29 protein-coding genes are annotated in these 23,481 nt (G+C 39.6%); 26 read left to right on the top strand and 3 right to left on the bottom strand.

Going from position 1 to position 23,481, the window contains the following annotated elements:
- The first annotated feature begins 192 nt into the window (after window positions 1–192).
- Both MHH37_RS12350 and MHH37_RS12345 read left to right on the top strand, forming a co-directional pair.
- A complete protein-coding gene (locus tag MHH37_RS12350; protein ID WP_340798778.1) occupies window positions 193–684 on the top strand; it encodes a tetratricopeptide repeat protein in 492 nt (163 codons plus the stop codon).
- 45 nt (window positions 685–729) lie between these two features.
- Window positions 730–1,080, top strand: a complete 351-nt coding sequence (locus MHH37_RS12345) for a hypothetical protein (RefSeq protein WP_156474043.1) — start codon at window positions 730–732, stop codon at window positions 1,078–1,080.
- 2 nt (window positions 1,081–1,082) lie between these two features.
- Here the strand turns inward: MHH37_RS12345 and MHH37_RS12340 are convergent, their stop codons facing one another.
- Window positions 1,083–1,472: a general stress protein gene (locus MHH37_RS12340; RefSeq protein WP_342573319.1), complete on the bottom strand. Its 390-nt coding sequence runs from the start codon at window positions 1,470–1,472 to the stop codon at window positions 1,083–1,085.
- Between the two features lie 145 nt (window positions 1,473–1,617).
- Between MHH37_RS12340 and MHH37_RS12335 the strand changes: the two genes are divergently transcribed.
- From MHH37_RS12335 to MHH37_RS12310, 6 genes are all read left to right on the top strand, one after another.
- Entirely contained in the window at window positions 1,618–2,310 is a 693-nt protein-coding gene (locus MHH37_RS12335; RefSeq protein ID WP_008404184.1) for an AIM24 family protein, read from the top strand.
- 28 nt (window positions 2,311–2,338) lie between these two features.
- The gene (locus MHH37_RS12330; protein ID WP_342573317.1) at window positions 2,339–3,079 is read left to right on the top strand and encodes an AAA family ATPase; all 741 of its coding nucleotides are present in this window, start codon (window positions 2,339–2,341) and stop codon (window positions 3,077–3,079) included.
- 65 nt (window positions 3,080–3,144) lie between these two features.
- The gene (locus MHH37_RS12325; protein WP_342573316.1) at window positions 3,145–3,477 is read left to right on the top strand and encodes a hypothetical protein; all 333 of its coding nucleotides are present in this window, start codon (window positions 3,145–3,147) and stop codon (window positions 3,475–3,477) included.
- A gap of 9 nt (window positions 3,478–3,486) precedes the next feature.
- A complete protein-coding gene (locus MHH37_RS12320; protein WP_342573315.1) occupies window positions 3,487–4,125 on the top strand; it encodes a hypothetical protein in 639 nt (212 codons plus the stop codon).
- Between the two features lie 47 nt (window positions 4,126–4,172).
- Entirely contained in the window at window positions 4,173–5,282 is a 1,110-nt protein-coding gene (locus tag MHH37_RS12315) for a M20/M25/M40 family metallo-hydrolase (RefSeq protein ID WP_342573314.1), read from the top strand.
- 11 nt (window positions 5,283–5,293) lie between these two features.
- Complete coding sequence (locus MHH37_RS12310) at window positions 5,294–5,776, top strand: CheW domain-containing protein (protein WP_342573313.1); 483 nt, start codon at window positions 5,294–5,296, stop codon at window positions 5,774–5,776.
- Between the two features lie 41 nt (window positions 5,777–5,817).
- Here the strand turns inward: MHH37_RS12310 and MHH37_RS12305 are convergent, their stop codons facing one another.
- Window positions 5,818–6,468, bottom strand: coding sequence for a VTT domain-containing protein (locus tag MHH37_RS12305; RefSeq protein WP_342573311.1), 651 nt, complete (start codon window positions 6,466–6,468; stop codon window positions 5,818–5,820).
- Window positions 6,469–6,573: 105 nt separating this feature from the next.
- On the opposite strand from MHH37_RS12305, the gene MHH37_RS12300 reads away from it, so the two are divergent.
- The 11 genes from MHH37_RS12300 (at window position 6,574) to MHH37_RS12250 (ending at window position 14,616) form a co-directional block, all read left to right on the top strand.
- Window positions 6,574–7,074, top strand: coding sequence for a DUF1648 domain-containing protein (locus MHH37_RS12300; RefSeq protein ID WP_342573309.1), 501 nt, complete (start codon window positions 6,574–6,576; stop codon window positions 7,072–7,074).
- 480 nt (window positions 7,075–7,554) lie between these two features.
- The gene (locus MHH37_RS12295) at window positions 7,555–8,049 is read left to right on the top strand and encodes an RNA polymerase sigma factor (RefSeq protein ID WP_342573308.1); all 495 of its coding nucleotides are present in this window, start codon (window positions 7,555–7,557) and stop codon (window positions 8,047–8,049) included.
- Window positions 8,039–8,914 carry a dehydrogenase gene (locus tag MHH37_RS12290; protein WP_342573306.1) on the top strand — a complete coding sequence of 292 codons (876 nt, stop codon included), beginning with the start codon at window positions 8,039–8,041 and terminating at the stop codon, window positions 8,912–8,914. The genes MHH37_RS12295 and MHH37_RS12290 overlap by 11 nt, the downstream gene beginning before the upstream one ends.
- A gap of 148 nt (window positions 8,915–9,062) precedes the next feature.
- Window positions 9,063–9,941 carry a M23 family metallopeptidase gene (locus MHH37_RS12285; protein WP_342573304.1) on the top strand — a complete coding sequence of 293 codons (879 nt, stop codon included), beginning with the start codon at window positions 9,063–9,065 and terminating at the stop codon, window positions 9,939–9,941.
- A gap of 182 nt (window positions 9,942–10,123) precedes the next feature.
- A complete protein-coding gene (locus tag MHH37_RS12280; protein WP_342573302.1) occupies window positions 10,124–10,669 on the top strand; it encodes a hypothetical protein in 546 nt (181 codons plus the stop codon).
- Window positions 10,670–10,711: 42 nt separating this feature from the next.
- The gene (locus MHH37_RS12275) at window positions 10,712–11,251 is read left to right on the top strand and encodes a GrpB family protein (RefSeq protein WP_342573301.1); all 540 of its coding nucleotides are present in this window, start codon (window positions 10,712–10,714) and stop codon (window positions 11,249–11,251) included.
- Window positions 11,248–11,643 (top strand): HIT family protein, encoded by a 396-nt coding sequence (locus MHH37_RS12270; RefSeq protein ID WP_342573299.1) that lies wholly within the window; start codon window positions 11,248–11,250, stop codon window positions 11,641–11,643. Before MHH37_RS12275 ends, MHH37_RS12270 begins: the two co-directional genes overlap by 4 nt.
- A 5-nt stretch (window positions 11,644–11,648) precedes the next feature.
- The gene (locus MHH37_RS12265; RefSeq protein WP_342573296.1) at window positions 11,649–12,173 is read left to right on the top strand and encodes a GNAT family N-acetyltransferase; all 525 of its coding nucleotides are present in this window, start codon (window positions 11,649–11,651) and stop codon (window positions 12,171–12,173) included.
- 209 nt (window positions 12,174–12,382) lie between these two features.
- Entirely contained in the window at window positions 12,383–13,129 is a 747-nt protein-coding gene (locus MHH37_RS12260) for an ATP-binding cassette domain-containing protein (protein ID WP_342573294.1), read from the top strand.
- Window positions 13,122–13,784 (top strand): methionine ABC transporter permease, encoded by a 663-nt coding sequence (locus MHH37_RS12255; RefSeq protein WP_008404158.1) that lies wholly within the window; start codon window positions 13,122–13,124, stop codon window positions 13,782–13,784. The genes MHH37_RS12260 and MHH37_RS12255 overlap by 8 nt, the downstream gene beginning before the upstream one ends.
- A 10-nt stretch (window positions 13,785–13,794) precedes the next feature.
- Window positions 13,795–14,616, top strand: a complete 822-nt coding sequence (locus tag MHH37_RS12250) for a MetQ/NlpA family ABC transporter substrate-binding protein (RefSeq protein WP_008404156.1) — start codon at window positions 13,795–13,797, stop codon at window positions 14,614–14,616.
- A 115-nt stretch (window positions 14,617–14,731) separates the two neighbouring features.
- Here the strand turns inward: MHH37_RS12250 and MHH37_RS12245 are convergent, their stop codons facing one another.
- Entirely contained in the window at window positions 14,732–15,151 is a 420-nt protein-coding gene (locus MHH37_RS12245; RefSeq protein ID WP_008404154.1) for a MarR family transcriptional regulator, read from the bottom strand.
- Window positions 15,152–15,253: 102 nt separating this feature from the next.
- Here MHH37_RS12245 and MHH37_RS12240 point away from each other — a divergent pair, with 102 nt between their 5' ends.
- The 7 genes from MHH37_RS12240 (at window position 15,254) to MHH37_RS12210 (ending at window position 23,462) form a co-directional block, all read left to right on the top strand.
- A complete protein-coding gene (locus tag MHH37_RS12240; protein WP_342573291.1) occupies window positions 15,254–16,240 on the top strand; it encodes a YhdH/YhfP family quinone oxidoreductase in 987 nt (328 codons plus the stop codon).
- A gap of 223 nt (window positions 16,241–16,463) precedes the next feature.
- Window positions 16,464–18,485, top strand: a complete 2,022-nt coding sequence (locus MHH37_RS12235; RefSeq protein ID WP_342573289.1) for a helix-turn-helix transcriptional regulator — start codon at window positions 16,464–16,466, stop codon at window positions 18,483–18,485.
- A gap of 286 nt (window positions 18,486–18,771) precedes the next feature.
- Window positions 18,772–20,937: an acetate--CoA ligase family protein gene (locus MHH37_RS12230; RefSeq protein WP_342573288.1), complete on the top strand. Its 2,166-nt coding sequence runs from the start codon at window positions 18,772–18,774 to the stop codon at window positions 20,935–20,937.
- A gap of 4 nt (window positions 20,938–20,941) precedes the next feature.
- Window positions 20,942–21,391 (top strand): MaoC family dehydratase N-terminal domain-containing protein, encoded by a 450-nt coding sequence (locus MHH37_RS12225; RefSeq protein WP_008404149.1) that lies wholly within the window; start codon window positions 20,942–20,944, stop codon window positions 21,389–21,391.
- 28 nt (window positions 21,392–21,419) lie between these two features.
- Complete coding sequence (locus MHH37_RS12220; RefSeq protein WP_008404148.1) at window positions 21,420–21,833, top strand: MaoC/PaaZ C-terminal domain-containing protein; 414 nt, start codon at window positions 21,420–21,422, stop codon at window positions 21,831–21,833.
- Window positions 21,834–21,852: 19 nt separating this feature from the next.
- On the top strand, window positions 21,853–23,016 hold the full coding sequence (locus MHH37_RS12215) for a thiolase (protein ID WP_065215745.1): 1,164 nt from the start codon (window positions 21,853–21,855) through the stop codon (window positions 23,014–23,016).
- Window positions 23,017–23,027: 11 nt separating this feature from the next.
- Window positions 23,028–23,462: an OB-fold domain-containing protein gene (locus MHH37_RS12210; protein WP_342573286.1), complete on the top strand. Its 435-nt coding sequence runs from the start codon at window positions 23,028–23,030 to the stop codon at window positions 23,460–23,462.
- Window positions 23,463–23,481 lie beyond the last annotated feature (19 nt).

Raw genomic sequence — 23,481 nt, 5'->3', positions numbered from 1 at the left:
GAAACAGAACAGAAAAAGAAGGATAAAATATTAGGAATTTATCAAAAATTAACCACCTATTAAATGTAAATACTCCTTTTTTATTATAGTGAAATTTACAAAAAGCCATTATGCTAAAGAAAGGGAAAGACTGTAAAAAATTAACGGGATTTTCATTGAATACTTACACAGAGTGACAGGAGGACTTGATGGATGAATGAAAGGAATCAACTACAGAGAGCAATAGACTTAAGAAGTAATGGAGAATTACAGCAATCCAATCAGCTATTATTGGATCTAGTTGAACAACATCCTAACGATGCCTATGTAAATTACCAGTGTGCTTGGAGCTTCGATGTGCTTGGAGAAGAGTCCAAAGCTGTACCGTATTATAAAGAGGCAATTCAAGGTAATTTGAATGAAGAAGATTTAGCGAATGCTTATTTAGGTCTTGGAAGTACATATAGAACATTAGGGGAGTACGAAAATTCAAAACATATGCTTGAAAAAGGGTTAAAGAAGTTTCCACACAATTTAGCCATTCAAGTATTTTATGCGATGACGTTGTTTAACTTGAATGAACACGAGCGCTCCATGGAGCTTCTATTAAAAAATTTAGCGAGCACTTCCTCTGACCCTCAAATTCAGACATACAAAAAATCTATAATATTTTATAGTGATAAACTGAATGAAGTGTGGAAGTGAGGAATCAATTAATTGAGGCAAAATATTAAGTTTGCACCTTATAGGATGAAATTAACTAAGGTTGTAAACTACTTAGTCTATACAGGGATGGTCAGCCTGATCGGCTATAGCTGTTATTTCATATCGATGTTGTTTATTGGTTCTATGCTGTTTACTGCAGCAGATGCGCCACCGGGAGATATTTCGAATTCAGGCAGATTGCTGACCATTGCCTTTCAAGCTTTTGGAACGTTCATTGTGCTACTTATTTACAGCATTGTTCATTGGAGCATTGCATCGCTTCTGAACATACCGTTTCCAAAGCGATTTATCTTCATTTTAAATTTAATTGTCATTAGTTTGGTCACTGGTGCGTTAATTTTAAAATTCATTATCATCAACGGCAGTTTTTTATAAAATTACTCTACTGCTTTAGACAGATTGAAAGCCGCTTGCTGTTTTTTCTTCTCCTTTTCATACGGGTGTTCGTGCTCGGCAAAAAGGAAGATTGCCCCGAGATCAATGCCATGACCGTAATGGGCAGTTTCTTCAGGGGTTAGGTGCAATATGCGTAAGCTCACTTCATATACATGTTGGCGTGTTATAAAACTGATAAGTTTGTCAAACCAATTGCCGGCAAGGTGGACTTGAATATCGGTATACATTTTCAGTGATTGTAGAGGATGGTTATCTTTTGAAAACACATGGATTTCATGCTCGGAAAAACCGTGCCCCCTAATCATGTTCAGTTTTGTCATAGCTTCCTCAATACTGTACACTAAAGCAATTTCACGTCGATACTCCATCATGATCACCTCTTTTTTATTGTAATGGAATTTTTCATGAGATAGTAGTGATAAAAATCAATCATGCATTAATACAATTGTAAAATGCAGAAAATTCGAAACCTATACAGTAATTAATCCGTAGAACATAAAAAGGGAGGTTTTACTTATGGGGAACTATTCCATTCGCGATTTTGTAAACAAGACGCAGCAAGACCAGAATGAAAACGATTATTTTGAATTGGAAACTGATCGCGTACTCGAAGTGAATCTTAATGGGGAAGTATGGTCAAAAATGGGCGCGATGATCGCCTATGTCGGTTCTATCAAATTTGAGCGTGAACGGATTCTGGAACATGGCGTATCGAAAATGTTCAAGAAAGCATTGACAGGTGAAGGAACTCAACTAATGAAAGCGAAAGGCAAAGGCCGGTTATATTTAGCGGACCAAGGGAAAAAGATTACAATTTTTGATTTGCAGAACGAAAGCTTGTGCGTGAACGGCAATGATCTGCTCGCGTTTGAGCCATCGATAAATTGGGATATTCGTCTTATGCGCAAGATGGCTGGTATGATGGCAGGCGGCTTATTCAATGTGATGCTGGACGGCAAAGGAAAAGTGGCGATTACAACCCATTTTGAACCGTTAACATTAATCGTGAAGCCTGGTGAAACTGTGTATACGGACCCGAATGCCACAGTTGCGTGGTCCGGGAATTTGAAACCAGAGTTTGTAACGGATATTACGTTCCGCACACTCATTGGACGCGGCAGCAATGAATCTATTCAAATGGCTTTTTCCGGTGAGGGATTTGTCATCATTCAACCATTTGAAGAAGTGTATTTATCGTCGGATTCATAATAGTTGCGGTAAAGTAAGGAGAAAGCAGATGTTTTTAAAATCAGTCAAACTAAAAAAAGAACAAATATTGGACTATAGCGAGTACCCGTTCTCAATTCCATTTATTCGCCATATGGATGAGCTGGATGTGGATGCACGGGTCACGTTCTTTGTTGGAGAAAACGGTGCAGGTAAATCAACATTGCTAGAAGCCATTGCGGATCAGATCGGTTTCAATCCGGCAGGGGGGAGCACGCAAAACTATAAGGCATATGAAGTGCATCAATCTGAATCCGCACTTGGAGATTATGTGAAACTCTTCTGGTGGCCAAAAGTAACGAACGGATTTTTTCTTCGCGCGGAAACATTTTACCAGTTTGCCTCGCATTTAGATGATACCGATGAAAATGGCTACAAAGCATACGGGGGGAAATCACTTCATCATCAATCACACGGGGAATCATTTTTCTCACTGTTTCAGCATCGGTTCACAGGTCAGGCGATTTATTTACTGGATGAGCCGGAAGCCGCGTTATCCCCGACAAGACAGCTAGCGTTTTTAACATTGATGAATGATTTGGTGAAACAGGGCAATGTCCAATTCATTATCGCAACCCATTCACCGATTTTACTCGGGTACCCAGGAGCGGTCATTTATCAATTTGATGAAGATGGCATCGAGCAAGTGGAATACGAAGAAACCGAACATTATCAAATTACCTCATACTTTTTGCAGCACCGTGAAAAAATGCTGCAGGATCTGTTCGAGGAAGATGAGGACGAACTGTAATATCAATCGAGTGTTGCAGATTGTACGGCTGCTTAGCAGCATGTATAAACAAAGGAGTGAATAAAATGGGATGGCAGCAATTGCAACAGCAAGCAGAGCAATATCACATTCAACTATTGGAAGCGGAAAAACTGAGCAAAAAAATCGAAAGTCTTGAACTTCAAATTCAACATGCAGATCAGAATGTTGGGCAGCATGAACGAGATTTGCAAAACACACGCCAACAATTGAATAAACTCGAGGAATTTTCTTTCGTCAATCTTTTCCGCGGCTGGTCCGGGAAAAAGGATGAGCTAATCGAGCAAAATATGGACTCGGTAGCAATTACCGAGCTGAAGCTGGTAGAAGCTCAGTTAATGTTTAAAGATTTACAAGAAGACCGGATTAAACTTGTATAACAATTGAGCATGATAAATGTTTCCAAAATCCGTGAACAGCTAAAGGAAATAGAAGACGAAAAGCAAGTGTGGCTAATGGCGAATGCACCTGCAGCAGCGAAGGAATTAACGAGCATCATTGAACAGGAGATTTTATGCAAACAGCTGGAAATCGAAATCCATGAAGCGATCGATGCGGGAAAACAGGCATTTAATAAGCTGACAGATGCCGGCTCCCAATTGCAGGACGCCAAATCCTACTCAACATGGGATACATTTTTAGGCGGGGGCTTTATCGCAACAGCGTTAAAGCACGACAAACTCGAAGAAACGAACAGCTATTTGCATGAAGCGCAAATGGCCCTACAACGTTTCCAAAATGAACTGCTGGATATTAAAGAGATGCGTCAAAATACACTGGAAGTTCATACGGATGGTTTTGTTATGTTTACGGATTACTTTTTCGATAATATTTTCACTGATTGGTCAATTCACTCTAAAATTACAACAGCAATCGATCAAATCTCGCGCGTGCAGGACGATGTGGCGAATACACTTCGCGATTTAAAGCAAAAATTGAGCATGACAATCGAAAAAGAACAGGCGCTTCTAATAGAAAAAGAAAGCATTTTAAATGCCGATGATCAATCATTGTTTTTTCAAAAATAGAGGCGTACAATAAAGCGTAAACTAGTTATTTAAAGGAGTTATCGATTATGAACCGAGTAGTAGAAGAGTTTTTAGAATTAGTGCAAATTGATTCAGAAACAAAACATGAACAAGTGATTGCACCTATTTTAGTGAAAAAATTAGAAGAAATGGGCTTTGATGTTTTTCAGGATGATGCACATACACGTAACGGCCACGGTGCAGGCAATATTATCGCAACATTAAAAGGCGATGAGTCAATCGAGCCAATTTATTTTACAGTACATATGGATACAGTCGTACCGGGCAAAGGCATTAAACCGGAAATTCGTGAAGATGGCTATATTTATTCTGACGGCACAACGATTCTTGGCGCGGATGATAAAGCAGGTATCGCAGCATTATTTGAAATGGCACGTCGTTTAAAAGAAAAGGATAGCGTACATGGTACAATCCAGTTCATTATTACAGCAGGTGAAGAAAGCGGATTAGTCGGTGCTAAGGAACTTGATCCTTCAAAAATTACCGCCAAATACGGTTTTGCTGTTGATAGTGACGGAAAAGTAGGTGGCATTGTAGTTGCAGCACCATTCCAGGCAAAAGTATTTACGAAAATCATCGGTAAAACTGCACATGCAGGCGTTGCACCTGAAAAGGGTATTTCCGCAATAACTGTTGCAGCCAAAGCGGTTGCCCAAATGAAATTGGGGCGTCTCGATGAAGAAACGACAGCGAATATCGGCCGTTTCGAAGGAGGAAAGGCTACAAATATCGTGTGTGATGAAGTATCAATTCTTGCGGAAGCTCGTTCGATTAATGAAGCAAAACTGAATGCACAAACAGACCATATGAAAGAAACATTTGAACGCGTTGCACAAGAAATGGGTGCGCGTGCTGAAGTAGAAGTGAAGTTAATGTACCCAGGTTTCCATGTGACAGAAGAGGATCAAGTTGTTAAAGTTGCTAAAGCAGCAGTTGAAGCAATTGGTCGTACACCACAGCTCGGTATTTCAGGCGGCGGTAGTGATGCGAACGTTATCGCTGGGTTCGGTATTCCTACTGTAAACTTATCGGTTGGCTATGAGGAAATTCATACAACAAACGAAAGAATGCCGGTTGAAGAACTAGAAAAACTGGCGGATCTATTGGAAGAAATCGTTGTTCAAACAACGAAATAAGAGGTATCTATATGAGCATTGAAAAAGCAGTCGTATTTTTATGCGGCACAGAAGAATATGCTGTTCCGGTAGAGCAGGTTGTTTCGATAGAAAAATTGGATCGCGTCACACCGATTCCACATTTACCGAACTACTTACTCGGCTTTACGCGAATTCGCGAGGAACTTACACCGGTTATCGATTTTCAGACCATTTTATATAATCGCCCAACAAATACACCAACGTCAAAAATTATTGTATTGAAGACAGAGTTGATTAATTATGGATTGGTCGTTGCCGATGCGAAAGAAATTATCGACTTTGAAGAAGGCGTTTTAAAACAGATGGGACTTGTCAATTACGAAAAAACGAAATATTTTACGGCGGTTGCCAATTTGGAAGACCGCATGATTTCTTGTATTGACCCGAATATTCTCGTTCACTCGTTAGACGGCATCCGTGAAATTATTGAATATTTACATGAATTGAATCAGCAGGAAAATCAAACAAACTAAAAAAAGGAGCTTATCATCTGATCGTGATAGGCTCCATTTTTTCAATCGGCAGTAACTGCCTTTTTTTTGAATTGTTTAACGTACGCATAACCTGTGAAGCTAAATACAAAGATGGAAATGATTGTGAGTGTCAGAACGAGATTTTCTTCAACCCATGGAATATTTCCAAGTAAAAAGCCACCGCCAAGCCAGACAACTGTCCAAAGTACGGCCCCCATGAAGTTATAGCGCAAAAATGTCCCATACGAAAAGCCGGAATATCCGCATATAAATGGTGTCATTGTCCGCATCAACGGTACAAACCGTGAAAACGTAATGGCAACCCGGTCATAGTTTTCCAGGAAGTTCAGAGCTTTTTCATTAGTTTCCTCTGATAAAAAACGCCTAAAGAGATTGCGCTTCGGCGGAATTTTCCGTATCGATTTACCGATAAAATAGTTGCTGCTGTCAGCTAGCGTTGTCGCAACGATAAAGATGATGAGCAATGTCATAAAATCAAGCTTATCGATTGCCGCTAATGTACCACTTGTAAACACCGTACTGTCTCCTGGTAAAAACGTTAAAATCACAAAGGCTGTTTTCGTGAAAACAACCGCAAATAACAGAATATAAATATACAGTCCGAGTTCTTTTATGTAATAAAATATGACTTGGTCGATTTCCCGTAAAAATTGAATAATTTCAAGTAGCATAAGTAGTTCTCCTATCAAGAGGATGATTAAATTCAAGTATAGCGGATATTGGCTGAACATTGCTATAAAAAGTGCTGACTAAAAAAATCTAAAGAGGTGATGGAAATGAGTTTGACAAAGCGCCCTAAAATTGAGATTCCAAAAACAAAATCTGAATGGCTGATGGATATGATCGGCTATATAGCATTAGCAATTATGCTCATTGTGCTATTCATGAACTGGCGAGAACTGCCGAATGAAGTGCCTGCCCATTTTGACGGCAGCGGCAATGTCGACCGCTGGGGCTCTAAATGGGAGCTGTTAATTTTACCGGGCATTGGAATTGCGATGCATTTCTTTTTAATGATTTTCGAAAAATTCCCCGAAACACACAACTATCCTGCCCGCATTAATGAATCCAATGCCGAGGTGTTTTACCGAAATAGTCGTCAAACATTAAATTATATGCGCAATATCATTAATATATTATTCGCTTATATCGTATACCGGTCTGTCACGATTGCATTAGGAGATGCGGCAACAATCGGCTGGCCATTTTTCGTCATAATGGCAGCGCTGTTTGGTGTGCTGATTTGGAAGATGATTAAGATAATGAGAATTAAGTGAATTTAAAAGATTGTGAGCGGAAAGTGGCACGGCGTTTATTAATTAGAATATTGGAAGTGGTAAATGGAAAATTTCGCAGGTAAAGTGGAACACTCCGGTGTAAAAGTAGAACTTGGCACGAGAAAAGTAGAATATTTAAAGTTTTAAGTAGAACGCCGCTTATAAAGTAGAAAACGGCAAGCGAAAAGTAGAAAGTTTCATGGGTAAAGTGGAACACTCCGGTGTGAAAGTAGAACTTGGCACGGTAAAAGTAGAATATTTCAAGGCGAAAGGAACGCCGCTCATAAAGTAAAACTTGCCGCTTCGAATAGAGAACTGAACGCGGAAAAGTGGAACACCCCAGTAGAAAAGTAGGATCGCTATCGAATAACCAAAGCATCTCATAAAGGAGGTGCTTTTTTCAGTGAGAAAAAAATTATTGAATGAAAATTACATATTCCAGTATTTTGTTCGTCTATATAAGTAAGAGAGGTGATGGATTTGGATTTTGATGAGCTTTATGAGCAGGAGTTCCGCAAAACTTATCAGTACATACGCTACATGGTATCTCACGCACAAGTTGCCGAAGATTTAACGCAGGATACGTTTGTGCGAATTTATAAAACGGACTTGACCAAAGTAACCAATGGCCAAACTTATACGAGGCAAGTCGCACGGAATCTTGTTTATGACTATTATCGAAAGAAAGCATTAATAAAGTGGCTTCCATTTACCAATGCCCCGGAGCAGCAGGATTTTGGTTATGTACCGCATGAGTGGCTTATCCAGGAAGAGGTCCGAAAACAATTATACGAGGCACTGCAAAAGTTAAAACCAATCCAACGTGAAGTTATCATTTACCGAAAAATCGAGGAGCTTTCAATTCAGGAAACGTGTGACATTATGGGGTTAACTTCGATGAAGGTTGCTAACACACAGCGGAGTGCGATGCAGGCATTGCAGAAAATTTTAGGAGGTGTAATCGATGAAGCTTGATGATCAATTTAAACCGTTAAATGAACTCCCTGAAAATGAATCATTAAAAAAATCCATTTACACCAACATTCATAAAAAACCTGCGAAACCCCGTAAGTCAATGAAGACATTCCGTGAATTAGGTGTAATGGTGGCAATCTGTTTCATCGGCCTGTTTTTACTGTTCACATCGGACATTCAAAACAACCAGGCAGCATCAGGAGAGATTGCTAAAATTACCTCATATGAAAATAACGGAGAAAAGGGATTTAGAGGCAGAACTTCGACACTTTTCGTAGGCGTGGAAAATGTTACGACAGATGAATTGACTTCTTTATTCGAAAATATTTCAGAGCTCCCTTCTGTCATGGCTCCTCCAAAGAGTGACTTGCATTATGATATTGTCGTACTGTATAAAAACGGAGAACTTCGAAAATTCGAATTGGCATGGAACTATTTATATGACGTCACCAACAATGCATATTATCCAGGATATGAACAATATCCATCCACTGTTTTAGCTCACTTGGAAAATGCGCATGATCGACTACAATTTCCTGTAATTTTTATTGCGCTAGGCGTTATTGTGATGAACTTGATGTCCACCAGCTACTACAGTCGCCGTCAAATTGAAAGGCCGAAAAAAATTCGCGGATTAGGAATTGCAATGACAATTAGCTTAATCATCCTCGCTGTTTTGGCCGCCTATTACTACTGGTTTGGACCACATTATAAGCCATTGCTCTTGTTATTAGTGCTTGGGTATGGATTAAGCATTTGGCGGCCAATTAAAAAAGAGATTACAAACTTGACCATATTGAAAGTGGAAAAGTACAAAATTATATTTGTTGTCCTGTTGTTCTTTATGTGGATTGCTATGGCGTAAATATTGAAAATGCACAGGCATGGCCGTTCATAAAGAAGCGGCCATGCTTTTGCGTGCGCGGATACTTACGATGGGAAAGGAATTTTTTTGAAACCTTTTTATCTGAAAATTCGTATAAATAAACAGGTAAGGAAGAGGAGGCATTTGAATGAATAATCAATTTAAAGAACAGTTCGGTCGGTATTTTTTAGCCGGTGAATTTGAGGAAATCTACGAGAAAACAGCAAAATCGTTTCAGAACCTTGTATCGTTTGAACAATTTCGCCAGCTTTCTTTAGACTATAATTCAAATGTGAGCAGTTATACGTGTATCGTGTCCAATACATTTCAAGGGCTTGACCGACATATTTGGGTTGATGAAACTTATTCCAAAGCAGTTGTCATAGCGTATGACAGGCAGGATATTATTCAGGCAATCTATTTAAAACCGTTTGCAACTTATCCAAACAGCGATCAAATATGGACTAAAAATACATACAACATGCCGATTAACGATGAATGGTATGTTTTTTGGGGCGGCACGAACGAGTTTATCAACTATCATTATCCGTATGAACAGCAGCGTTATGCCTACGATTTAGTCAAAATGGTCAATAATGAAACATATGAAAACTCGACCCGGCAAAATGAAAATTACTATGCTTTTGGAGCGGAAGTCGTAGCACCAGCTGATGGCGTAGTTGTCGAAGTGATTGACGGTATTAAAGACAATGTTCCTGGCGAGATGGATGAAGAGAATCTAGCAGGAAACTATTGCATCATCGCGCATGAACACAATGAATACAGTATGATTGCCCATTTTAAGAAGGATTCTATTTGTGTGAAAACAGGAGATAAAGTGAAAGCAGGTCAACTGCTCGGCTTATGCGGGAATTCAGGCAATTCCTCGGAAGCACATATTCATTTTCAAGTAATGGATCATCAGGATTTCCTGCAAGCAAAATCACTGCGTATCAAATTTCATGGGGGCGCAGAACCAATCCAAGGTGATTTTGTGAAGCCTAGCTCAGCAAGCAAACCACAGTGAAATACGTTTGATAAAGTTGCAAAATCTATTTTGTCTGGAAAACTGCTGTTATTGCCCCCCTCGAATAATTGGGCAGTTCTTTAAGTAAAAGAGAACCTTAAAAAGAGAGGTGTTATGAAATGGTACGAAGAAGAGGTATATATGAAGTGCACATCAGCTTTTTTGAAAGAGGCGACAGTTGAATGAAATATATATCTAGAGGACAGACAAATAGTATCAGTGGGAAAAGAATCTATAAAAAAATTTGGATCTTTTTTATTGTATTATTTATCATGTTATTGATCTTTATTTCCCTCTACAGGTTATCGACAACACCAGAAGAAATTACGGCTCATTATAAAGAACGCTGGGGTGTAGAGATACCGGTTCCAAATGAAATTATCAATGTGTGGTCAACAAAATATCCCGCTCGTGGAGATGGGGAATGGGTAACGGAATTACTGTATGATAGCAAGGTTTATCCCGAACAACTTCATGATTTTATAAAAGTAACAGAGGATAATTTAAGAGAGGCAAATCGACCCGTTTCCCATTTTATAAGCAGAGGTCAAAATATGTATAAAATCCAGCAAGATGAAGAATTCAAAAATACGATTGAAGCCTATTCCACTAAAGTAGAAGCTGGTGATTTCTACTTCCAACAATCAGAAAATGGTCAGGCAGATACATTCACGGCAATTTATCAGCAAACCGAAAATCGCATTTTACTATTTGAATGGCATCAGTAAGGAGAAATTTTCCTTAAAATTAGTTCGAAAGGATGGTACTTGATGAAACTCGGATTGAAAAAGAATGAAGTTGTACTTGTGCCTTATGAAGCCGGCTGGAAAAAAGAATTTGTCGAAACCAAGAAAAAAATCCTGGAGCACACGAATTTGCAGTCGTATCAGATTGAACATATCGGTAGCACATCTATTGAAGGGATTTCGGCAAAGCCGGTAATTGATATTGTAATAGGTGTTGAAAATTTTAACTTGCTGGATAAAACCTTTTTCATGGGACTCAAGGAAGCTGGTTTTTATCGCTTACAAGTTGAAAGACCAGACGAAATTGTTTGCGCGAAATTTACAGATGCTTCATTTGAAACGAAAACTCATTTCATCCATCTTGTAGAATTCAATAAGGAAAAGTGGCATCAAATGCGCTTTTTTAGAGATTATTTGAATGCAAATGAAGCGGTAAAGAAAGAATACGAAGCGTTTAAAAATGGATTTTTCTCAACAGATATGCAAGGAATTACAGATTACACAACCTATAAAGAACAATTTGTGCAGTCGATATTTAAGAAAATGAATGAGGGGATTTTATGACTTGTATTTTCTGTGAGGGGATAGAAACGAAACAAATACTAATCCAAACCGATAATTTTAAAGTAGTTTTAGATATCGATCCGATTCAGTCCGGTCACTTATTAATTATATCAAAACAACATTTTATGGATATCCGCGAGCTTTCTCATTCAGCATTAATGGAGCTATTCAAACTGCAGAAACAAATAATAAATGTATATGAAACGCACTTTCCGGTACACGGGCTAACCATTATTCAAAATAACGGCGCCATTATGGATGAGGGTACACATTTTCATATACATATAGTTCCACGATATAAAGGGGATGACTTTTGGACACACCAGAAGGTCAACTGCAATCCTTTATTGATTTCAGAACTTGTGAAGCAGCTTCAATTTGAAAGGGAGTGATTGTCTTGGAAATAAAGAAATATAACTCAGAAAATGAAGAACTGATTGATTTACTATGTTCTAATCATTGGCCTTTTCATACGAAGATTCAGTTAGATCCGTCAGAGATAAAAAGTGCGATTGAGAAAGGTAATTACTCTGAAGGAAGAGAAACATATTGGATTATTAAAAACGAACAAAAAGTAGGAATTTTAATAATCGATGATATTGAAGATACGATTCCATTGTTTGATCTTAGGTTAACGGAAGAAGCAAGAGGAAAAGGTATCGGTCAAAAATCGTTAAGTTGGCTACAAGATTATTTGTATGGTGAAAAAGGTAAGATCCGAATTGAAGGGTATACTAGAGCAGATAATTTAGCGATGAGAAAATGTTTTACAAAGGCAGGCTTCGTAAAAGAAGGCTATTTACGAAATGCATGGGAAAATGAAGACGGATCAATCTCAGATACTGTTTTATATGCTTCTATCTATAATGATTGGAAGGACAAAAAAACAACCCCAATTAAATTAGATGAAGTACCTTATTAGGTTTTAATCATACTAATCGGCTGTTCGGGAAGTTAGAAATAGATTCTAACTTTGCGGCAGTCTTTTTTATTGTATGGATTGTACATAATCGATAACCTGCAAATTTATGGATCCTGGTATTTTTTACATTAAACATTTCTCTTGGTAGCTGATGCAATATCTACTATAATTAGAAATCGATTGGGTATGCAGTGGAGGTGTTTAAACAGGTGATACAATTACAGCAAGTCACAAAAAAATTTGGTTCTTTCGTCGCTGTGCAAGATGTGACATTAACGGTTGCTAAAGGGGAAATTCATGGTTTGATCGGGGCAAGCGGTGCAGGGAAATCGACGTTATTGCGTTTGATGAATTTGCTGGAAGTACCGGACAGCGGCAATATTTTCATCAATGGCCAGCAACTAACAGCTTTAAAAAATGCTGAACTTCGAGAAGCGAGAAAATCAATCGGGATGATCTTCCAACATTTTCACCTTGTCGCAAATAAAACCGTCCATGATAATGTAGAAATTGCACTTGTCCTGGCAAACTATCCGAAAAAGCTGCGGAAAGCACGTGTTATCGAATGCCTAAAATTTGTCGGGCTTGAACAGTTTGCAGGTCAATATCCGGCCCAGCTGAGCGGCGGGCAAAAGCAGCGTGTGGCGATTGCAAGAGCACTTGCGAATGAAACTGCAGTCCTGCTCTGTGATGAGCCAACCTCTGCGCTCGATGCAAACACCTCTGCGGAAATATTGCGTGTTTTACAGAAGGTTAATAAGGAGCTTGGTGTGACGATTGTGCTTGTCAGTCATGAGCTTGAAGTCGTTAAAAGTATTTGCCATCGGGCTACTGTACTGGATGCAGGGCAAATATACGAAACAGTTGAGTTAACACCTAGTGGCATACTTGAAACGAGCCATCATCCGCAAAGCTTCGTCGATCAGCTCGTGAAAGGTGGAATCGGACATGCCTGATGTATTGCGTCAATATGAAGCTGAAATTTGGCGGGCCATCAGTGAAACGTTTTTCATGGTCGGTGTGTCAATTGTAGCTGCCGTATTAATCGGATTACCAATCGGTACATATTTATTTCTTTGCGGGAAAGAAAAGTTGCTTGAAAACCGTGTCGTTTACAACATACTAAACTTAGCGGTGAATACGATCCGCTCGTTTCCATTCCTGCTGCTAGTCGTATTCTTGATTCCCTTTACAAGGCTCATTGTCGGTACGGCAATCGGTACGGTTGCGGCAACAGTTCCGTTATCGATTATTGCCATTGCCCATTATGCAAGGCTTGTCGAACAGTCACTGCTTGATGTGCCAAAAGGTGTAATTGAGGCTGCTGTTTCAATGGGGGCTTCGGTTCGACGTATTATTTTTAGTTTTCTTTTTGTGGAAGCGCGTTCAGGACTAGTGCTCGGCCTGACGACTTCAATAGTCAGTTTTATTTCGTATTCCACAATTATGGGTGTTGTCGGGGGCGGCGGTATCGGTGACTTTGCAATTCGCTACGGGTATCAGCAATTCAAGACAGATCTAATGCTTTACATGATTTTCATTATGATTATTTTGGTGCAGCTCATTCAAATGATTGGTACGGCTGCAGCAAGATGGTTGGACAAAAGATAGGAGAATGATTGTGAAAAAAAGATGGATGTTAAGTGTGGCGGCAGTATTAGCTTTAGTTGGCTGCGGACAGAATGAAGAAAAAGAAACGAATAAAGAAGCAGAAAAGGAAGAGACAACATTAAAAGTTGCCTCATTAATTTCACCGATGACAGATATTCTGGAGCTAGTCGAGCCTAAATTAGAAGAGCAGGGCATTGATCTGGAAATTGTCGTATTAGGCGATAATGTACAGCCAAACAGTGCACTAGCTGCAAAGGAAGTTGATGCAAACTTCTTCCAGCACGTGCCGTATATGGAGGAATTCAATCGGAACAATGATGCGAATTTAGTGCCGATCCAGCCAATTTACTTTGCAAATTACGGTGTGTATGCAAAAAATTATGATACAATCGAAGAATTGCCTGACGGGGCAACTGTTGCGATTGCCAACGATATTTCAAACGTTGACCGTTCGTTAATGCTGCTTGCCCAGCATGGTGTAATCACATTAAAGGAAAAAACGGATGTGTATTACACATTAGCAAGCATCGAGGACAACCCGAAAAATCTTCAGTTTAAAGAAGTTGACCTGTTAATGCTAGCACGTATGTACGATGATGCGGATGCGGTTGTTATGACACCTGCCTATGCGGCACCACTTGGCTTAACGCCGAAAAGTGATGCACTGTTAACTGAAGGTGTAGAAAACGACTTTGCCATTACTTTAGTTGCTCGTGAAGACAACAAAGACGACGAAGCGATCAAAAAGCTTGCGGAAGCGATGACGAGTGAAGAAGTGCGTAATTTCCTGAAAGAAAACTACGACGAAACGGCTACTCCTGCGTTTGAATAGATGAATAATCTGAAAACACCGAGACGCGGTTAGATTTTGCGTTTCGGTGTTTTTATTGGTTGGATTAATCTGTGGGGCACACTAAGCGATTACCCGATGAAAATTGTAACTATAATTAAAAATCAGACTTAATTATTATTTCCAATGCTCTTTTCAGCACTTCTGTATCGCTATCTGTCAAGTTTTCGAGAACTTGATTATTCAACACAATTGTTGCAGCTTCTACTTCATCTCTGATTTCTTCCGATTTTTGAGTCGCCATTACTAAAACATTTCTACGATTGTTTGGATCGATTGAACGTTCTATTAGTCCGGCTTTTTGCATTTTATCTAAGATCCCCGAGACAGTAGGGGCTTCTAAATATACCATTTCACCAATTTGTTTAGGCGATAATTGCCCTTCTCTCCACAAACAATTCAGCACACCATATTGGGCAGGTGTTACGCCATAATCCTCCAAAAGTTTGCTGAAATATTTAAAAACCTTATTCTGACTGGCGCTCAGCAAAAAATTCATGCAATCTTTTAATTCCATTTTATCTCCCCCATATTGACATTACCTATCATATCATGTAAGTTTTTGTAATAAAACATTTTTGGTATAGAAATGTTTTGTTGCAGAAGGGGGCAGATAGTTATGGATCAATTCAAGGCAATTATTGTAAAAGAAGAACAAAATCAGGTAATTTACGGTTTGGAGAATGTTAATCTCGACAGTCTTTCAGATGGCGAAGTTTTAATTAAAGTTTCCTATTCTTCAATAAACTATAAAGATATGTTAGCTGTTCAAAAAAATGGAGGCGTTATCCGGAATTATCCGCTTATCCCTGGAATAGATTTAAGCGGAACGATTGTTCATTCAACAGATAATCGCTATACAGAAGGACAGAAAGTAATTGTGACAGGTTTTGCTATGGGTATGAGCCATACAGGAGGTTTTGCGGAATATGCCAGAGTTCTGGCAGATTGGATTGTTCCTTTACCGGACAATTTATCTTTAAAAGATGCGATGGTTTTTGGAACAGCCGGATTTACGGCTGCCCTTTCTATCATGGCATTAGAGGATAAGGGTATGGATTTAAACAAAGATCCGAGGATTCTGGTCACTGGTTCAACTGGCGGAGTAGGTAGTATAGCTGTGCAAATTTTATCAAAAATTGGTTACAAAAATATTGCTGCGTTAGTTCGGAAAGAAAATCAGATTGACGTAGCAAAATCTTTAGGAGCTACTGATGTCATTTTTGCAGACGAATTAGGAGAACTCAATAAACCGTTAAATAAGCAAAAGTTTGATTTTGTCCTAGATACTGTTGGAGGAGAAATTGCTTCTGCAGTAATCCCTCAAATTTCTTATGGCGGAAGTATGAGTATGTGCGGAAATGCAGGCGGGATCAAACTAACATCGACAGTACTGCCGTTCATTCTTAGAGGAATTAACCTTTTAGGAATTGATTCAGTAAATGTGCCAATTAAAGATCGAGGTTATATTTGGGATAAAATAGCGAATGAATGGAATATTGCTCAAACTACTCTAATAAGTGAAATTTCACTTGAAGAAGTACCTCACACGATTGAAGCAATTAAAAATGGTCAGCATTTAGGAAGAACAATTATTAAAAATTAAATAGCGTATCAAAAAATGAGTGCTTTTCTTCCATGAAAGAGAAGCGCTTTTTTATATTCTAGACATCTACCAATCAAGAATAACAAATCACTTAAAATATATAGAATAAGTCAAAAAATCCACAATGTCATGTATAATAAATATGAATATTAAGAAAATTCTTGCATTATGATGAAATTATTCTTAATTATACTACTTTTTCTTTGTACGGTGGGAGGGTGCTATGTTTAATTATATAACTAATGGATCTACGCAGGTATATTTGGAACGTACAATGGAGGAAGAAAAGCACAGAATAAAAAATTTTTATGTTCTTTCGGTCAATGATGCTCCTATTGAAAAAATGAATTACAGTCTCTTTTTCGACAGACATATTGAGGAGGGCTCCATTGTTGATCTGGAACAGGATGAAGGCAATACGAATACTCCAAGTTATATTATTGATGAGGAGGAGTATGCTAGAAACAAGGAGTTATATTACAAGATTCGGTTACAGCTGCGAAAAAGAATAATCGAAAAGATGGCGATTTCCATTAACTTTTATATTGTAGCCCATAGCACTCAGGGAAGTAATGCAATTTTAAATAACGATCAATTGCTAGAGAATTCTATTGAGGAAACGAAGGCAATTATACAGAATGAAACATTTATAGGTAAAGAGGATACGTGGGATAATTTTTATATTTGGCTCCAGAATCAATTAAAAATCTTTATTTTAGAGGAAATGATTCTGCTGGACGGAATCAGAGGTATCAAAGAATTGACGATAGAAGAGTTAAATGTGAAATTTTTTGAATTACTGCGCTTTAATCTGGCAACTAATAAATCATTTATTAGGAAGTTCAGTCATAATGTCGATCATTATCTTAAAGAATGGCAAAGAAGACTGATCAATGAAATAAATAATAATGTTTCCGCCTCTTTACAACTTGGTAGTGTCATCGAACAGCCTGAAAATGGTGGGGCAGGCAGTGATGCACTTCAACCGAAATACATGTCAAACTATGCAAATGTTCTGAATAATGTAGCCTATCATGTAGTGAGAGAAGCGATTTATAAAAAGAAATTTGTGATTGGTGATGAAGGTATTTGGCCTAAATATATTTTTGAGAAGGGAAATACGAGCGGGAATCTTCAAATCATTCCGTTTATTAAGGAAAACCGGAACTTTAATTCTGCTTATGAAAATATGCAACAATTTGCGTCAAATATAGTCCGGCAAATGTCCATTATCGATGTGGATGTGCTGGATATTCTTTGTCATCTTTATTTACAGCTGGCTAAAAATCTCGACGATATTGTTGAAATTGAATTAAGGGATATTTTAACAATGAGGGGGCTCCGGCCTAAACTCAATGGAGACGGGCGGCGTGGAGGCTTTGAAACAAAACAGAGGGAACAGGTCATCCATTCATTAAAGGTGATTCAAAGTCTGTGGCTAACCATTGATAAAACCGTGATGTACAAAAATAACAAGCCAATTCAGGTAGAAGTCCAAGGCAGAACCTTTTTATTCAAAAATGCAAACGGTGAGGAATATGAAGTGAATGAGGAGACTTGCGGTAAGTCCATAACATTTACGGTCGATAAAGTATTCGCGAAATATTTAGTCTCATCCAAGCGGCAGATGGCATTACTTCCGTTAAAAGCAATGCACTATCATCCGGCACGATTTAACCTTGAGAAAAAATTATGCCGCTATTTAAGCTGGAGATGGAGGACACAGGCATATAAAGGGGACTACCAGCAATTAAACAAAGTGAATACGCTATTGGAAGTTTGCGGGCATGGGCTAAATAATCGTCTGCCAATCAGAACAAGGGAGCGGTTTGAAAAGGCGCTGGATAAATTAGTGGAGGATAAAATTATTGCCGACTGGTACTATATCAACTGGGATGAAAATAGAGCGGAAGGAAAGGGCTGGGCCAAATATTGGCTAAATACTTCCATCGTTATCGATCCTTCTCCTGAAATAAAAGAACATTACCGGTCGATTGAGAGAGTGAAGAAGCCCGCCAAGTCTGTTGCGGCTAGTAAGGATATGCAGAGCAGTCTCCAGACAGAGCTCATCCAGCGTATGATTCGAGTACGCAGGAATCATAAACTTACATTAACGAATATCGCGGAGGAAATTGAAGTTTCTGCTTCGTATTTAAATAAAATCGAGAGAGGGCTTGTTGTAGGTTCCTCTAAAATTCAAAAGAAAATATGGGAATGGCTAGAGCGATTTGACCAAAGCTTCTGAAATTATTCGGAGGCTTTTTATTTTTGTCTCTACATTATATGAATGCGCTTACATAGATGCGAAGTCGAGATTAAATTGAATGAAAGTCGGGGTTAGTATGAACGTAAGATTTTTTCCACCCTATTCAAATAGCAGCAGTTACAAGGCTTTAAATGAATTATTCCAGTATATTGACAACATAATAACTCTATTAATTTACTAGTCAGAATTTTCAGTGTAAATAAATAAGGGAATGTATGATGGGTTCATAGATGAATCATCTAAAAACATTTTAGGAGGAATGCAAATGACTCAAAATGTAGAAAGCTATGAATCCATTAGGCCATTACTTTATCCTGAATCGGTCGCGATTTTAGGCGCATCAGAGAATAAGTACAAAATCGGCAACATTCAGCTCCAGGCACTGATTGACGGTAAATTTCAGGGAGAAATCTATCCGATCCATCCGAAAGCGGAGCAAATTGCGGGCCTGAAAAGCTACCCGTCATTGACAGATGTCCCGAATTCTATTGATCTCGTTATTTTCTGTGTAGCCTACGATCAGATTAAAAATGGTCTAATCGCCTGCGCAGAAAAAAAGGTAAAAGCTGCGATCATTTTTGCTTCCGGTTTTTCGGAGGCTGGTGAAGAAGGAAAGAAACTACAGCTGGAGTTGGCGGAATACGCCAAATTAAATAATATTCGATTGCTGGGTCCAAACTGTGTCGGTTTAGTCAATACATCGAATGGTTTAATCGGCACCTTCTCATCTTCTGTGTTAGACGTTCCAATGAGTGGTAAGCGAGGAGTTGGCTATGTGTCACAGAGCGGTGCATTCGGTGTTTTAACATATATGGCAGCAGCCCAGTATGGCATCAACTTCAACTATTTTATCAGCAGCGGAAATGAAATGGATACAACAATGGAAGATTATATCGACTATATGGTTCATGATGATGAGATTGAAGTGATCAGCGGCTATATCGAAGGAGCAAAAAACCCTGAAAAGCTGAAACAGGCAGCGCGTAAGGCTTTGGAAAAGAAAAAGCCGATTGTATTAATGAAAACCGGGCGTAGTGATGCCGGGAGCAGAGCAGCTGCCTCTCATACGGGAGCACTCGCTGGATCGGATAAAATCTACGATGCGTTTTTCAGGCAGCACGGCATTATTCGTGTAGAAGATGCAGAGGATGTCATTGCCTTTTCAAAATTGTTTAATCCAAATCGATTGCCAAAGGGCAAAAACACGGCGATTATTACAAGCTCCGGCGGCCGGGGCATTAATGAAGCGGATCGCTGTGAGGCATATGGATTGAATATTGTCAGACTTTCTGATGAGACAATGGCGGAAATGCGCAAGACTTTACCGGATTACGCAAGTGTTACGAACCCAATTGACTTGACTGCCGCAGCCTCTTTCACAAATCCGGAATTTTTCCTGGATACCCTAAAGGTGCTCGTGAATAGTCCTGAGGTTGATAACATCCTGCTGACAGAGTTTCCGCATAGCTGGGATGAGCATAACGAGTATTTCAAAGAGTTTATAACCGTCGCAAAAAACAGTGAAAAATTTATTGGTTTTTTCCCGTTCCCATTAGGAGAGATCACATACCCACAAACGACTCCGATCTTAATTGAAAATGAAATAGCGGTAGTATCAGGCGCATTAAACCCGGTGCGGGCATTATCACAATTAGTAGAATACAGTCAGTTTTTAAATACCGTTCAAACAGATGGGATGGAAGAACGTTATGAACATGAGAATATTGATGATTTGTTAACACCAGGTGCTGTTTTAAGTGAGTCAGAGGCGAGTGAAGTTCTAGCGAGGTATGGAATTCCAATCACTAAGCGCTATGTAACACTTTCTGCGGAAGAAGCTGTAGAAAGAGCATTGCAGATTGGGTTTCCGGTTGTGCTGAAAATCGATTCGCAGCAAATCCCTCACAAAACAGAGGCAGATGCAATTCGTTTAAATGTCTCTTCTGAAGAAGAAGTGAAGGAAGCATTCATGGAAATTATGAAAAATGCAAGGAACTACAATCCTGCTGCTGTTTTAAACGGTGTTTCTGTACAGGAAATGCTGCCGCAGGGGACAGAAGTGATTATCGGCGCAAAAAATGATGAAGTATTCGGACCGGTTATTATGGCTGGTTTAGGTGGCATTTTTGTTGAGGTATTTAAGGATATCGCCTTCAAGATTGCACCATTAAACAGACAGGATGCCGGGACACTATTGGACGAACTGCAGGCAAAGGCCATTTTGGACGGGGCTCGGGGTCAGGTAGCGGTAGATAAAGAAGCGATTCTCGATGTTCTTTTAAGAGTTTCCCAGTTAATGCTTGATTATAGAGACCAAATCAAGGAATTGGATATTAATCCGCTGATTGTTTATGAAAATGGAATCAAGGCTGCAGATGCCATGCTTGTAGTGACTGAAGAGAGTATTAAAAAGGAATTGATTGGAGGATAAAGCGATGGAGCTTGCACATTTAATCGGTAAAACAGGTAAACCCTTTACCTTCAAGGTGGAGCAGCGTCATATTAGACAATTTGCGCAGGCGATTGGCGATGCGAACCCGCTTTATACGGATGAAGAATATGCCAAAAATACACCTCATAAAGGGATCGTTGCACCGTTGACGTTTCCTGTTGCCGTGACACCCGACAATGAAAATGACGCTTTGGATTTAGGGTTGGATTACAGACGAATGCTTCATGGTGAACAGCAATTTTTCTATACTCGTCCGATTCGTGTGGGAGAGATGCTGTACTGCCAGATGAAGGTGACGGATGTATATGAAAAAGAAGGAAAAAACGGCATGATGGAATTCATTTTATTCGATACAGAAATAAAAGACGAAAACGGCGGGCACATAGTAACAAGCCGAACTAATATTGTATACCGCCCGTTAGTGCTGAATTAAATTTCTTATGCAGAAAGGACAGATTAATATGATTGATCTTAGCCAATTAGTGGAAGGGCTGAATCTGCCGGAATATAAAAAAGAAAAGGTAACAAAGGTTCAGCTTGTAAAATATGCAGGAGCTTCAGGTGATTTTAATCCTTTGCATACAGATGATGCTTTCGCCCAGAAAATCGGGTTAAATGGTGTGATTGCACACGGAATGCTAATCATGGGTTTTTTAGGAGAATACGTGAATAAAATTGTATCGAATGAAGGTACAGTAACCGATTTTAAAATGCGCTTTGGTGCCATGACCGTTCCGGAGGATGAAATTGTGTGTAAAGGAATCGTCAAGGAAAAAACGAAAATTGATGGTAGGACAGAGGTTGTTTTGAAATTATATGCAGTAAAGGACATAGGCGAGGTTGTTGGATCTGGCGAAGCCATTATCCAATTTTAACATAGAGGGAGTGGGCTGAATGGAAAAAATCAGGGAAAAATATGCCATTGTTGGGGTAGGCGAAAGTAATCGTTCGAAAAATTCTGGGGTTACCCCATTGGAATTGGCGTTGGAAGCAGCACGGGCTGCACTAGCAGATGCAGGTTTGGAAGCAAAAGACATTGATGGGTTCATGAGCTATTCGGAGATGGATTCTTGTAATCCGCATCAGGTGGCAACATATTTAGGGGTTCGGCCTAAAGTTGTGAAAGAAATGTTCGGCGGGGGGAGCAGTACCGAGCTCTTAATCGCAGAGGCCATTGGTTTGATTGAAACAGGACAGGCAAATACCGTGCTTATTTTCCGCTCGATGAATGGACGCTCCGGTGTCCGCATGGGTGGGGGCGGATTCAGTATTGATGCCCTTCAAAACGGTTTTGATGGCGGGAGCTTTATTATTCCTTATGGGGCAGGCAGTCCAGGGCAATGGTTCGGGTTGTTTGCCACTCGCCATATGCATCTGAACGGCTTGACACAGGAGCATTTAGGGCATGTTTGCACAAGCTTTTACGAGCATGCACAGCGGAATCCGAAAGCATTTTTTTACGGGAAGCCATTGACGATGGAAGAATATATGAGCACGGCACATTTAAGTTCACCATTTACAAAGCATGACTACTGTTTGGAGTCGGATGAGGCAAACGCGATTATTGTAACTTCCACAGAGCGTGCCAAAGACTGCAAATCCGTGCCTGTAAAAATTTTAGGAATGGCTGCAAGGGAAGTAGTATCCCACGCACATTACTGGAAAAATATCGATGAAGTTGCAGCGGATTATGTTGCACCACGATTATACGAGAATGCTGGCGTATCACCTGAGGATATTAAGGTTGCGTCGATTTATGACTGTTTCAGCTGGGTCGTTTTACGTCAGCTCGAGGCATACGGACTTGCACCAAAAGGAGAAGTAGGGGATTTTGTCAGTGCCGGAAACTTGCGGATGGATGGCAAGCTTCCTACAAATACAGCGGGCGGCATGCTTTCAGAAGGCTACACACACGGCATGAATAATGTATTGGAAATTGTCCGCCAAGTTCGACGTGAATATGAGGGAACCGAACGGCAGGTAAAAGATACAGAACTGGCAATTTGTACAGGTTGGACAGGACCGGATGTTGCCGGTGCCATGATTTTATGTAAATAGGAGGAATGACAATGAAAGAAGAGACGAAAGTAATTTACGAAAAGCCGATTCCTTTGAAAAACACCTATAATGCGCCTTATTGGGATGCCGCAGATCGACATGAGCTGAATGTGCAAAAATGCAATACATGCAGCAATTATAATCATCCCCCCGGGCCAAGCTGCGCAAACTGCGGAAGCATCGATGTAATCTGGGAAAACTTAGGCTCAACGATTACAGGTGAGGTTTACACGTATATCGTTTCAAATAGACCGTTTTTACCGGGCTTCCAAAATGAACTGCCAACAGTGATCGCTGTTGTCCAATTGAAGGATTACCCTGACATTAAGATCATTGGTAATGTCCTGCATGGCAATATGGAAACAGTTTCAATCGGAACAAAGGTAAAAATGGTTTGGATAGAGGCTACTGAGGAGCGAGCGATTCCACAGTGGGTATTGGTCTAAATTCTTTTAGAAGGAGGGA

It is taken from the genome of Solibacillus sp. FSL K6-1781, from assembly GCF_038630735.1.
Lineage (GTDB): Bacteria > Bacillota > Bacilli > Bacillales_A > Planococcaceae > Solibacillus > Solibacillus silvestris.
Note: the sequence above shows the minus strand (reverse complement) of the source record. Positions and strands in the feature narration are given on the sequence as shown.